The 12,306-nt window shown below is 59.5% G+C and carries 11 protein-coding genes; 3 read left to right on the top strand and 8 right to left on the bottom strand.

Features of this window, described 5'->3' with window-relative positions; genetic code table 11:
* Positions 1 to 60 precede the first annotated feature (60 nt).
* The 3 genes from ACRWA7_RS23245 to ACRWA7_RS23235 are packed head-to-tail and all read right to left on the bottom strand — an operon-like array spanning position 61 to position 3,692.
* The gene (locus tag ACRWA7_RS23245) at positions 61 to 990 is read right to left on the bottom strand and encodes an ABC transporter permease (RefSeq protein ID WP_438396354.1); all 930 of its coding nucleotides are present in this window, start codon (positions 988 to 990) and stop codon (positions 61 to 63) included.
* 6 nt (positions 991 to 996) lie between these two features.
* Positions 997 to 2,103, bottom strand: a complete 1,107-nt coding sequence (locus ACRWA7_RS23240; RefSeq protein ID WP_060857106.1) for an ABC transporter permease — start codon at positions 2,101 to 2,103, stop codon at positions 997 to 999.
* Positions 2,100 to 3,692 carry an ABC transporter ATP-binding protein gene (locus ACRWA7_RS23235; RefSeq protein WP_438396352.1) on the bottom strand — a complete coding sequence of 531 codons (1,593 nt, stop codon included), beginning with the start codon at positions 3,690 to 3,692 and terminating at the stop codon, positions 2,100 to 2,102. Before ACRWA7_RS23235 ends, ACRWA7_RS23240 begins: the two co-directional genes overlap by 4 nt.
* A 292-nt stretch (positions 3,693 to 3,984) precedes the next feature.
* On the opposite strand from ACRWA7_RS23235, the gene ACRWA7_RS23230 reads away from it, so the two are divergent.
* Entirely contained in the window at positions 3,985 to 4,917 is a 933-nt protein-coding gene (locus ACRWA7_RS23230; protein WP_056352995.1) for a LysR substrate-binding domain-containing protein, read from the top strand.
* Between the two features lie 3 nt (positions 4,918 to 4,920).
* Here ACRWA7_RS23230 and ACRWA7_RS23225 read toward each other — a convergent pair whose 3' ends face one another.
* Complete coding sequence (locus ACRWA7_RS23225) at positions 4,921 to 6,291, bottom strand: 8-oxoguanine deaminase (protein WP_438396349.1); 1,371 nt, start codon at positions 6,289 to 6,291, stop codon at positions 4,921 to 4,923.
* Positions 6,292 to 6,773: 482 nt separating this feature from the next.
* Here ACRWA7_RS23225 and uraH point away from each other — a divergent pair, with 482 nt between their 5' ends.
* Together uraH and ACRWA7_RS23215 are read left to right on the top strand one after the other, a co-directional pair.
* Positions 6,774 to 7,127 (top strand): hydroxyisourate hydrolase, encoded by a 354-nt coding sequence (uraH, locus tag ACRWA7_RS23220; RefSeq protein ID WP_060857102.1) that lies wholly within the window; start codon positions 6,774 to 6,776, stop codon positions 7,125 to 7,127.
* 71 nt (positions 7,128 to 7,198) lie between these two features.
* Positions 7,199 to 8,392: a urate hydroxylase PuuD gene (locus ACRWA7_RS23215; protein WP_060857101.1), complete on the top strand. Its 1,194-nt coding sequence runs from the start codon at positions 7,199 to 7,201 to the stop codon at positions 8,390 to 8,392.
* Positions 8,393 to 9,110: 718 nt separating this feature from the next.
* Here ACRWA7_RS23215 and ACRWA7_RS23210 read toward each other — a convergent pair.
* From ACRWA7_RS23210 to puuE, 4 genes are read right to left on the bottom strand one after another with little or no spacing between them, the layout of a single operon-like run.
* On the bottom strand, positions 9,111 to 9,617 hold the full coding sequence (locus ACRWA7_RS23210; RefSeq protein ID WP_060857100.1) for an ureidoglycolate lyase: 507 nt from the start codon (positions 9,615 to 9,617) through the stop codon (positions 9,111 to 9,113).
* A 28-nt stretch (positions 9,618 to 9,645) separates the two neighbouring features.
* Positions 9,646 to 10,656 (bottom strand): allantoicase, encoded by a 1,011-nt coding sequence (gene alc, locus ACRWA7_RS23205; protein ID WP_438396348.1) that lies wholly within the window; start codon positions 10,654 to 10,656, stop codon positions 9,646 to 9,648.
* 37 nt (positions 10,657 to 10,693) lie between these two features.
* The gene (gene uraD, locus ACRWA7_RS23200) at positions 10,694 to 11,215 is read right to left on the bottom strand and encodes a 2-oxo-4-hydroxy-4-carboxy-5-ureidoimidazoline decarboxylase (protein ID WP_438396346.1); all 522 of its coding nucleotides are present in this window, start codon (positions 11,213 to 11,215) and stop codon (positions 10,694 to 10,696) included.
* On the bottom strand, positions 11,215 to 12,150 hold the full coding sequence (gene puuE / locus ACRWA7_RS23195; RefSeq protein ID WP_438396345.1) for an allantoinase PuuE: 936 nt from the start codon (positions 12,148 to 12,150) through the stop codon (positions 11,215 to 11,217). Before puuE ends, uraD begins: the two co-directional genes overlap by 1 nt.
* Positions 12,151 to 12,306 lie beyond the last annotated feature (156 nt).

Below are 12,306 nucleotides of genomic sequence, written 5' to 3'. Positions count from 1 at the left end.
ATGTGTTGGTGTTGTTTATGAAAATCGTGGTGCCAGAAATAATCGGCTTCGACCGCTCGCTCAACTCGCCGCGAAAAACGGCTTGCCAAGCGACGCCGGAGCATTGAGCTTGATCGTGTTCGGATTGCGCGAAATCAGCACCAGCACGACGATGGTCGCAAGGTACGGCAGCATCGCGAGGAATTGAGTCGGAATCGGCACGCCGATAGCCTGTGCATAGAACTGCAGCGCCATCACGGCGCCAAACAGCAACGCGCCAATAAGCAGCCGGCCCGGCCGCCACGTCGCGAACACGACCAGCGCAAGCGCGATCCAGCCGCGCCCCGACGTCAATTGTTCCTGCCACAAGTGCAGGTAGACGATCGAGTAATAACCGCCGGCAATGCCCGCCATGCCGCCGCCGAAAAGCGTGGCGGCATAGCGCACGCCAACTACCGGAAACCCGACCGAGTGCGCAACCGACGGCGACTCGCCCACCGAGCGCAGCACGAGACCCGCGCGCGTCTTGTACAGGAACCAGCCAATCACGCCGAACATGATGAACGCGAGATAGCCCAGCGGCGTCAGCATGAAAAACGCCGGCCCAACAACGGGAATGGACGCGAGACCGGGTATGGGCAAGACATCGATGGAAGCGCGCACTGCCGCCGACGTATAAGGCTTGCCGATATATGCCGAAAACCCGATGCCGAAGATCGTCAGCGACAACCCCGTGGCGACCTGATTGGCAAGCATGGTAATGGTGAGGAATGCGAACACGAGCGACATGAGCACGCCCGCGACCACCGCGCCGGCTATGCCCAGCCATGGGTTGCCGGTGATCGCGGTCACGGCGTAGCCGGTGACGGCGCCCATCAGCATCATGCCTTCCACGCCGAGGTTCAACACGCCCGACTTCTCCGCGACGAGTTCTCCGGCACCGGCGTACATCAATGGAATGGCCGCGACAACAGCGCTGGATGCAAGCGAGCTGGCTTGATTGATGTCCATGTGTATTTACGAATGCGCATGCGCGACGACCCGGCGGCGCACGCGATAGTTGACGAACAGGTCCGCACCCAGAAGGCAGAACAACAGCAATCCCTGAAACACACCGGCAAGCGCTTGCGGCAGCTGCAACGAGGTCTGCACCGCTTCGCCGCCGAGATACAGCAGCGCCATCAAGAGACTCGCGAGAACGATCCCGACCGGATGCAAACGTCCCACGAACACAACGATGATCGCGGTGAAGCCATATCCCGGCGACCAGCCGGCCTGCAATTGTCCGATCGGCCCGGCGACTTCGCCCATCCCGGCGAGACCTGCCAGTCCGCCGCTCAAGAGCAGCGAGGTCCAGATGGCCTTCTTATCGGAGAAACCGGCGTAGCGCGCGGCGAGCGGCGCGAGACCACCCACGTTCATCCGATACCCCGCGAAGCTTTTCCTCATGAACAGCCACACGAGCGGAATGGCGATCGCCGTCAGGAACACGGAAGCGTTGATGCGCGTGCCCTTCAGCCACGCCCAGCCCCAGTCGCTGTAGAGACGCGGGAATTGCGCGGCATCGCTGAACATGGCCGAGATAGGGAAGTTCATGCCTTCCGGATCGCGCCACGGACCGCTCACCAGATAAATCAGCAATTGCGTTGCGACGTAGGTGAGCATCAGGCTCGTCAGGATTTCGTTGGTGTTGAACCGGCTCTTGAGCAACGCGGGAATGGCTGCCCACACCATGCCGCCAATCACGCCGCCCACCATCATCAGCGGCAGGAGCCACCAGCCTGTGGCATCGGGGAGATGAATTGCAATCCCGCCCGCCACGATCCCGCCAAGCAGCATCTGCCCTTCAGCGCCGATGTTCCAGACGTTCGCCCGATAACCCACGGCCAGACCCAGTGCGATCAGGCACAACGGCGAGGCCTTCAGCACAAGCTCGGACCAGCCATTCACGTTCGACAACGGTTCGATGAAAAACCCGTGCATCGCGCGCAACGGATCCTGTCCCACGAGCGTGAAGATCAGGAAGCCGATGATCAGCGTCAGCACGGCGGCGACCACCGGCACGGCAAGCTGCATGGCGCGCGACGGCGTTGGCCGCGCTTCGAGTCGATATGGAAAATTCATGATGTCGGTGCCGTGGTGTCGAGGGCGGCGGGTTCGGCGCGATGACCATCGAAGAGACCCGCCATGAAAAGGCCGATTTCTTCCGCATTGGTGAGACCGGTTTCACGCACCGGCGAAAGCTTGCCGCGCGCGAGAACGGCAATACGGTCGCAAATATCGAAGAGTTCTTCCAGTTCCTCCGATATCACCAGAATCGCCACGCCGCGCGCCGCCAGATCGAGCAATTGCTGGCGGATGAAACCGGCCGCGCCGACGTCCACGCCCCACGTCGGCTGCGCGACGACGAGCACCTTCGGCTCCTGCAGAATCTCGCGGCCCACGATGAACTTCTGCAAGTTGCCGCCCGACAGGCTTTGCGCGAGCGCGCCGTTGCCGCCGCAACGGACATCGAAGGCGTTGATGCAGCGGTCGGCGAATGCGCGCATGGACTTCGTGCTGATCCAGCCGCCGCGCACCATGTGTTCTCGATGCCCGGTCAGGAGCGCGTTTTCAGCGAGCGACATGGCCGGCACCGCGCCGCGTCCGAGCCGCTCTTCGGGCACGAAGGCGAAGCCGAGCGCGCGTCGTCCGCCGGCGCTGTAGCGTGCAGCCGGTTGGCCGACGATGGTGATTGCATCGGGCGCGATGTGTTTGTCGCGGATCTCGCCCGAGAGCGCGGCCAGCAACTCGGCCTGTCCATTGCCCGATACACCCGCGATGCCGAAAATTTCTCCCGCATGCACGGAGAAGGAGACGCCCTGCAGCGACGTGCCGAACGGATCGGCGCTTGCAACCGACAAGTTCTTCACCGCGAGTTTCACGTCGCCCGGCGTGTGTTCACGGCGCGTGTAATCGGGCAGCGAATGACCGACCATCAGTTGCGCAAGCGTTGCGTGCGTTTCCTTGCGCGGATCGACGCTTCCGGTCACACGGCCGCCGCGCATCACCGTCGCGGTCTGGCACAGCGCCTGGATTTCATCGAGTTTGTGGCTGATATAGAGAATGCTGCATCCTTCCGACGCAAGCCTTCTCAGCACTGTAAAAAGCTTCTTCACCGCTTGCGGCGTCAACACGGAAGTGGGTTCATCCATGATCAGCAGACGCGGGTTCTGCAGCAGGCATCGGACAATCTCGACGCGTTGACGCTCACCGACCGCGAGACTATGCACATGGCGTTGCGGATCGACGTCGAGTCCGTAATCGGCCGACACCTCGCGAATGCGCTTGCTCAGGCCCTTCAGATCGAACTTGTCGTCGAGCGCAAGCGCGATGTTCTCGCCGACCGTGAGCGTATCGAACAAGGAAAAATGCTGGAACACCATGCCGATGCCAAGCTTGCGTGCGGCCGCCGGACTGTCGATCTCGACGGTCTCGCCGTTCCACTGAATCTCGCCTTCGTCCGGACGCACCGCGCCGTAGATGATCTTCATCAGCGTCGACTTGCCCGCGCCGTTCTCGCCGAGCACCGCGTGGATCTCGCCGGCTTCCACGACGAGCGTCACGTCGTCATTAGCCTTGACGGCCGGATATTGCTTGCTTATGCCGCGTAGCGCGAGGCGCGGAACACGCGCACCGCCCGGCTGAATGGATGAGGAAATAGCGTCGCCCATAAGGAGTCAGAAAGTGCGGAATTGCGCAAAAGCGGGGTGACCGGTATGACGGCAACGGAAAACATGCGGTCTGCGAGGAAAAGATACCCAAAACGGTGCGGGGCGTCGATTGCTCAAAATAGTGCGCACGATAAGTTCGCGTTGGAGTCACTTCCAAGCAACAACGCATGGCTTGAAGACTTGCCACGCGCGCGGTTGCGGGTATGCCTGGCTTGACGCGATAAATGTGTCATATTAAAAACGATATGTCCCGCACCCTGGTCGATCAGCCTGACCATATATTGGAGAAAACATGAGTCAGCAACGCGAAGCAATCGATACTTACTTGTTACGCGTCCTGCACACCCTGCTCATGGAACGCAGCGTCACGCGCGCGGCGGTGAAGTTGAACCAGTCGCAGCCGGCCATCAGCGCGGCGCTCAGGCGTCTGCGCGATATCACCGGCGACCCGCTGCTCGTGCGCGGCAAGGCGGGCATGGTGCCGACCGAATACGGACTGCGCCTGCTCGAACCCACGCAAAACGCGCTGCGCGAAATCGAACGCATCAAGGTCCAGCAGCATAATTTCGAGCCCTCCACTTCCGTGCGGTGCTATCGGATTGGCTGCCCGGATTACCTCAACGTGTTGTTCGTGCCCACGGTAGTCGAACGATTCCGGATCGCCGCACCGAACGCCACGCTCGAATTCCATTCTCTCGGACCCGCTTTCGACTACGAACTCGCGCTGGAAGAAGGCAAGCTCGACATTGTTGTGGGCAACTGGCCCGAACCGCCTGAACAACTGCATCTCTCGAATCTTTTTGTCGACAAGATCGTGTGTCTGGTCAGTTCCAATCATCCGTTCGCGCGTCGCGGCGCGCTCACGCTCGATCAATATCTCAACGCGCCGCATCTCGCACCCACACCCTATTCGGTGGGCCAGCGCGGCGCGATCGATGTCCATCTCGCACGTGAACGCCTGAAACGCCATGTGGTCGTCACGCTGCCCTACTTCAATCTTGCACCGTACGTGCTGATCAAGTCGGATCTCGTGTTCACGACCACGCGCCTTTTCGCCGATCACTACGCGAAGTTCCTGCCATTGACCGTGGTGCCCGCGCCGCTCGATTTTCCGCCGATGCAGTACTACCAGCTATGGCACGAGCGCTGCCATTACTCCGACGAAGTGCGATGGCTCCGTCACCTCGTCGCCGATGCCACGCGCTCGCTGATCGACGTGCCTTGATCGTTAGCGGGCCATTTCCATCAGCTTTCCCGCCAGCCGGTTATGACGCTCGACGATCGGACCCAGATCGACGGTCGTCAACTGACCGTGACGCACAACCACTTTCCCATCGATAACACTGGTCGCCACCTGCGAAGGCGCGCAAAAAACCAGCGCCGCGACCGGATCGTGCAACGCGCCCGCGAAGGCGTGGTGACTCAAGTCGAAGGACACGAAATCCGCCGCCATGCCGGGCGCCAATGCGCCGATATCGTCGCGCCCCAACACCTTTGCGCCCCCGCGCGTCGCGATCTCCAGGGCTTCGCGCGCACTCATGGCGTCGGGGCCGAAACCCACGCGCTGCAATAACATCGCCTGGCGCACTTCGGCGACCATCTGCGCGCCATCGTTCGATGCGGAACCATCCACGCCAATGCCCACGCTCACGCCCGCGTCACGCATCGCACGGATGGGCGCAATGCCCGATGCCAGCCGCATGTTCGAGCACGGACAATGCGCGACGCCCGTTCCCGTGCGCCCGAACAACTCGATGCCCGCGCGGTCCAGTTGCACACAATGCGCGTGCCACACATCCGGCCCGACCCAGCCCAGATCCTCCGCGTACTCGGCCGGCGACATGCCGAACTTCTCGCGGCTGTACGTGACGTCGTTCACGTTCTCGGCGAGATGCGTATGCATCGACACCCCATATTCCCGCGCCAAGAGCGCCGAATCGCGCATCAGTTCACGGCTTACCGAGAACGGCGAACACGGCGCCACGACGACACGCAGCATCGCGTAACGGCCTTCGTCGTTATAGGTTTCAATCAGGCGCTGCGTGTCCTTCAGGATCGCGTCTTCTTTTTCGACCACCGAATCCGGCGGCAATCCGCCGTCTTTCTGCCCGACGCTCATGCTTCCACGCGCCGCGTGAAACCGCATCCCAATCTGCTGCGCCGACGCGATGCTGTCATCCAGACGCGCGCCATTCGGATAAATGTAGAGATGATCGCTCGACGTGGTACAGCCCGAGAGCAGCAACTCGGCCATGGCGGTCAGTGTCGATACCTCGATCATCTCCGGCGTCAGGTTCGCCCAGATCTTGTACAAGTTCGTCAGCCAGCCGAACAACTCGGCGTTTTGCGCGGCGGGAACGGCGCGCGTCAGGCTCTGATACATATGGTGATGCGTGTTGACCAGGCCGGGAATCACCAGATGCCCCGACATATCGAGCACTTCGTCCGCCTCTTGCGGCAACTCGCTCGCCGGACCCACGGCCACGATCCGGTTTCCTTCGATGAACAAGCCGCCGCCGGCAATCTCGCGCCGCGCGTCATCCATGGTCACGAGCACCTGCGCGTTCTTCACCAGCAAGGTCTTGAGCTTTTGTTGCATGTCGATCTCCGCTACTTCACTGTTTTTCCGAGGGCGCGAAGAATATCACTCGACTTCGCGCGATTGCCCGGTTACCCAGCGTCGATCGCCGTCTTCGGGATGCCAGCCTGCCGTGCTGTGCAAGACCTCACTGTCGCCAGCCAAAAAGACCCTGACAATGCGAACGCCGCCATGTTTGTCTTCACAGACTCGATATGATCGTGAATTTTGGCGCGGGTAGGATCGGCGGGAAGCGATGAAAAAGGGTGGGAACGTGAGCCGTTCACAGCGCGTACTGCAGGGTTTTCGCTCATGTGCTGCGGATTATCTTGCTTATCGCGCGCGTCATGGTCACGGCAACTTTTTACAATGCTGAACACGGCGCGCATCCATTCACGCCGACGGGTATGTAGCCACGATTGTGGAGCCTCGATCCGCCGCTCCAGTCTGTTCCAGACGGTTCGATGCGCAGCCGCTCCTCGCACACTACAAGGACAACGCGAATGGGCAAGCTAACCACCCACGTACTCGATACCGCACACGGCCGCCCAGGCGCCGGTATCAAGGTTGAACTCTTCGTGCTCGCCGGCGATGCCCGGCGCTCGCTTCTCACCACGCATACAAACTCCGATGGCCGCTGCGACGCCCCGTTGCTTCAGGACGATGCGTTTGTTGCCGGCGAATACGAACTCGTCTTCCATGCCGGCGATTACTTTGCCGCGAGCGGCGTGAACTTGCCTGAACCGCGCTTTGTGGATCGTGTGGTGCTGCGATTCGGTATTGCCGACGCCACCTCGCACTATCACGTGCCGCTGCTTGTATCGCCGTGGGCTTACAGCACATACCGCGGGAGTTGAGGCTCGTGTTCGAGTTTCGCTCGAGGGCGGCCTTCCAGGCTTAATCAAAGAATTCGTGGTGGAGACGTTTCATGCAAGGTTTTATTGTTGACTGGTTGAATCTCGCGTTGCGCTGGCTGCATGTGGTGGTGGCGATTGCGTGGATTGGCGAGTCCTTTTATTTCGTGGCGCTCGACAACAGTTTGAAACCGCCGAAAGATCCGGCCGCGACGAAGCGCGGCGTGTTCGGCGAATTGTGGCACGTGCATGGTGGCGGCTTCTACAACATGCAGAAGTACACCGTCGCACCGGCGAACATGCCGGATGATCTGCACTGGTCGAAGTGGCCTTCCTACACCACGTGGATGTCGGGCTTTGGGCTCTTCATGGTGTTGTATCTGTTCTCGCCGAGCACGTATCTCATCGACAAGAATGTGCTCGACATGGGGCCGGTTGTTGCTGTGTCGTCGGCGCTTGGGTTCTTGCTGGCGGGCTGGATTGTTTATGACTCGCTGTGCCGGGTCCTTGGAAATCGCGATGGGTTGCTCGGCATCTGCGTGGGCGTGTATGTGATTATTGCGGCGTGGCTTGCCTGCCATGTGTTTGCTGGACGCGCGGCTTATTTGATTACCGGCGCGACCCTTGCCACGATCATGTCGGCGAATGTGTTTTTCGTGATCATTCCCGGCCAGCGCAAAATGGTCGATGCGATGCTCAAGGGCGAAGTGCCCAACGCCATTTATGGCAAGCGTGGCAAGCAGCGGTCGGTGCACAACACGTACTTTACGTTACCAGTGGTGTTCGTGATGTTATCGAATCACTACGCGATGACTTATACGCATCCGTATAACTGGGCTGTGTTGTTGATCATCATGTTGGCTGGGGCTTTGATCCGACAGTTTTTTGTGATGCGGCATCGCGGGCAGGTGTTGTGGTACTTGCCGGTGATTGGCGTATTGCTGATGTTTGGTGCGTTTGCGTGGACCATGCCGAAGGGGGTGCCGACTGTTGCGCCAGTGGCGGGTGCGCCAGGTGTGCGTGTGGCCGATATTGCGCCTATTTTGCAGCAGCGGTGTGCGACCTGTCATGCTGCGCATCCTACTATGATGGGGGCGGCGCCCGCTGGTGTTTTGCTTGATACGCCAGAGGCCATTTCTTTGAACGCGCAGCGGGTTTATCAGCAGGCTGTTGTGTTGAAAGCAATGCCGCTTGGGAATGTTACCCAGATGACCGATGGCGAACGGGCGAAGATTGCTGCCTGGTTTCAAGGTGGGGCTTTGAAGTAGGGTTTCGTTCGCACTTCGGGGGGAATGCGTGGGGGTCCTGCTCTTGGGGGCTTCGCGCATTTCTTGTTCGTTGGTCCTATTTAGCACTGTTAGCCACTGTCCGTGGCGGGACTTCATTTCTTTTTCCAACGGCGAAAAAGAAACGAAGCAAAGAAAACGCCTTCCAACCGCTAATTCTTAAGGAGACCAAGCGTGCACGTACATCTGCTTGGGACTTCAAAAGAACGCCCAGCGTAAAACCCCGGACAGTTGAAACCCTCCCGCTCCGTTCACCGATACCCACACGCTTCGCCACCAGTGTGAGTAGCCGTTAAACAGAAAAGCGCGGCGCACGCCGCGCGCCGGTTTGCGTGCTTGCACGCAAACGCGGTGTTTGGCCGTGGCGGTTCTTGTGGAGTTGTGTGCTTGCCCGAGAGCGCTAGTGGCGAAGCGTGTGGATGTAGGGGTTCGGAGGGGAAGGGTTTCAGGTGTTGGTAGTTATGGCGGCAACGGTTCTTTTGAAGTCCCAAGCAGATATCACTGCACGCTCGGGACACTTAAGAATTAGCGGTTGAAAGGCGTTTTCTTTGCTTCGTTTCTTTGTCGCCGTTGGACAAAGAAATGAAGTCCCGCCACGGATAGTGGCTAACAGTGCTAAATAGGACCAACGAACAAGAAACGCGCGAAACCCTAAAAAGCAGGACCCAGACATGAAACCTGCCCCCACGCATGCCTTAAATCAAGTACGAACAAAATCCTCGCCCATCAACCAAACCGGTTCATCAAGCTGCACTTCATTAAGATTAACCCCATCCCCCCCACGATCAACCACAATAAAGTCGCTCACTTCGCCAAGTGCAATCAACGGATGATGCCAGACGCCCTTGGCATAATTAACCCCTTGCCATCCCCGCGTAACAAACGCCCGAACAGCCGAAGGTTCAAGCTCCCCCGCCGGCGCCACCACAACCAGATAAGGCCGATCGTTAAGCGGCACAAACGCCTGGCTCCCCAACGGATGCCGCTCAAGCATCGACACCTCAAAAGGCAACACCCGCGGCTGCCCGCGAAACAGATTCACGAGCGGCCGCCCGCCCTCATCTTCCACATCAATACGAGCAAGATCGTGAAAACGCATAGTCGTCCCGAGATTGATCGGGATCTGCTTTGCACCCTCAAGCTCGATGACATCGCCGAACGGCTCAAAGGCGGCTTTGGTCAACGGTTCAATCGCCAACTTTTTCATCGTGGAACCTGTTTCGTTTTTAAACACATCACGCCAGCGTGCCGAACAACCGCAAACGCGATACACCACCATCAGGATAAATGTTGAACCGCACGTGCGTAACAGGGCCCAACGCGGCTAGCTCCGATTCGAATCCGTGCTGCTTGTCCATCTGCAGCTTCTGCTCGCCAAGCAATACCGGCCAGAACATCGCCTGCGTAACCAGCGAACTATCCGTCCCGCCCGTCACATAGGCAGCCTGCAACGAACACCGGTCAGGATAATTGCCCTTGAAATGCGCTGTATCCACTTCGACCTTCTTGATCACGCCCGGTTGCGCCAGCGCCACGATACACCAGTCGTTCCCCGGCTCGCGGCGCCGCCGCGTCTCCCAGCCATCACCCATGTTCACGCCGCGCCCCGGCATCAGCAAGGTCGACGCCAAGCCGAAATGCTGATTGTTCGCGCCGACGATATACGCGCCGTTCTCCATGGCGGCGAGATCAAATAACTCACTGCGGCTTGCGCTGCTCCAGTCAAGCTGCGGCTGACCATAAACACGCAAGCGGGCAATCCCGCCATCGGGATAAATGTTCACGCGCAAATGCGTGAACGGCTGCTCATTCGCGACGTTCACATAGTGATGCGTATTACCCTGCAACGTCATGGACGGCACGATTTCAGTCCACTTCGTCGCCTGATTCGGCGCGCCCTCAGCCACGTGCGCGCCCTCAATAGACGCCGCCGGCGGGAAATTGCCGGTGAAGTGGCTCGTATCGATATCGAACCCCTTGATCACGCCAGGCCGCGCCAGTTTCACCACGCACCAATCGTAACCGCTCACGCGCTTGCGGCGGGTCTCCCAGCCGTCCATCCACTTGCCGTTATCGTCGTATTTACCCACGATAAAAACAGCCGGCTCAGGATTCAACATGCGCTCCTTCGGCGCAAAAAAATCGTCGCTGGCTTCGAGCGCCTGCGCACCAAGCCGCGGGTCCGCGAGATTCACATAACGGCGCGTGAATTCAGGAGCGTTGGGATCGAGTGTCGGTATGGACATGAGGTTCCTTGATTGAATTGAAGGTGGCGCGCAGGCCTCAGGCGGCGATCAGATCGTCGAGCCTGAAACGCGCTATCCGGTAGATTTGCTGCAGACTTTCGCGCAACTCGACATCGCGGCTGTTATGCAACCGCGCCTTGAAGTTCGCGATGATGCCGTGACGATCGAACCCGCGCACGGCAAGAATAAAAGGAAAACCGAATTTCTCGCGATAACTCGCGTTAAGCGCCTGCAACGTGTCGAACTCTTCCTGCGTGCAAAGATCGAGCCCCGCGCCGCTCTGCTCCCGCGTGGACTCGTGGGTGAGTTCACCGCGCACAGCGGCCTTACCCGCAAGCTCCGGGTGAGCATTGATCAACGCAAGCTGACGCGTGGCGCCGGCATTATCGACAATGGCTGCCATGGTCGTATAAAGCGCATCGATACTCGCAAATGGACGCTTCATCGCCGCTTCTTCGGCAACCCAACGCGAATGCTCGAAGATGCCCGACAAAGCGACGGCGAAATCGTCCGCGTTCAACGCGTTGAGCTGCTCCAGTGTCATTGGTACGGTCGTCATCACGCGCTTGCTTCGTACGGGTGATGCTCGCGCCAATGACGCGCAATATCCACGCGCCGCGTGACCCAGACGCGATCATGTTGCTCGATGTGATCAAGAAAACGCTGCAGCGCACGGAAGCGCCCGGGACGCCCAAGCAACCTGCAATGCATGCCGATCGACAACATCTTCGGCGTCTCACTCCCTTCCTCATAGAGCACGTCGAAAGCATCGCGCAAATACACAAAGAATTGCTCCGCCGTGTTGAAACCTTGTGGCGTCGCGAAACGCATGTCGTTGGTATCCAGCGTGTAGGGAACGATCAACTGCGGCACCTTCGCGCCGCCGCTCACTTCCACGTTCATCCAGAACGGCAGGTCGTCGCCGTAATAATCCGAGTCGTAGAGAAAGCCGCCATGCTCCGCCACCAGCCTGTGCGTGTTGGGACTGTCGCGTCCCGTGTACCAGCCAAGCGGTTTCACGCCCGTTACGCGCTCGATAGCCTGCATGCCAAGACGCATATGCTCCGCTTCCTTCTCGGGCGACATGTCCTGATAGTGAATCCATCGATACCCATGGCACGCAATTTCATGTCCGAGTTCAACGAACGCGCGGCCCAGATCCGGATGACGCTCAATTGCCATGCCAACGCCAAACACGGTCAGCGGCAAGCCGCGCTTTTCGAACTCGCGAAGAATGCGCCATACGCCCGCGCGCGATCCGTATTCGTAAATGGATTCCATGCTCATGTGACGCGAAGGATAAGCCGCCGCGCCCACGATCTCCGACAAGAACTGCTCGGACGCCGCGTCGCCATGCAGCACGCAGTTTTCTCCGCCCTCCTCGTAATTCAGCACGAATTGCACGGCAATACGCGCATTCCCGGGCCAGTTCGGCTGCACGGGATTTCGGCCATAACCGATCAGGTCGCGTGGGTAATTCGATTCGTTCGACATGGCTGGATGAGTGCGTTGAAGTCGATGGAGCCGCGCACGGTGTCCAACAGCACCTTGATGGACCCTGCGCGACGATAGACCAGTTTAGCGAAAACGCATGGCCGCGCCCATATTCATACGCAGATATTGCGAGTCAGGCGGCAGGTATGATCTGCG

The organism is Caballeronia sp. DA-9 (assembly GCF_051615025.1).
Lineage (GTDB): Bacteria > Pseudomonadota > Gammaproteobacteria > Burkholderiales > Burkholderiaceae > Caballeronia > Caballeronia sordidicola.
This window is presented reverse-complemented; position numbering and strand designations above follow the sequence as displayed.